The 442-nt window shown below is 71.5% G+C and carries 1 protein-coding gene; it reads right to left on the reverse strand.

The features are described from left to right. Positions 1-442: biotin/lipoyl-binding protein (locus HWX22_RS31625; RefSeq protein WP_175917029.1), on the reverse strand; the 442-nt coding region annotated here is incomplete at both ends.

The following is a 442-nucleotide window of genomic DNA, read 5'->3' on the forward strand; positions in this document are numbered from 1 at the left end:
CTGCAGGACCTGCTGGCGGCGCTCCTCGATGGTGCTCTCAACCTGGCGCAACTGCTGCGGCACCAGCGCGGCCGTGCGCGCCTGGGCGCGCGCCATCGCCACGTTGGCGTCGGCGCTGGCGCTTTGCGCGTCGGCCGCGTCGACCTGCTGCTTCGAGGTGGCGCGCATGTCCACCGCGTGCTGGCGTTGCTGCGCGGCCAGCGCCTGCTTGTAGGTGGCCTCGGCCGATTCGATCTGGGCACGCGCCTGCGCGTATTGCGCGGGGTACTGCACGCGCGCGATGTCGAGCTGTACCTGCGCCGAGCTCAGCTGCGCGCGCGCCAGGCCGAGCTGCGCGTCGGCCGAGTCGAGCTGGGCGCGATAGTCGCGCGGGTCGATCTGCACCAGCAGGTCCCCGCGATGGACGTAGGTGTTGTCGTCGACGTTCAGACGCGTGACGTAG

The organism is Burkholderia sp. BCC1638 (assembly GCF_902833195.1).
Lineage (GTDB): Bacteria > Pseudomonadota > Gammaproteobacteria > Burkholderiales > Burkholderiaceae > Burkholderia > Burkholderia diffusa.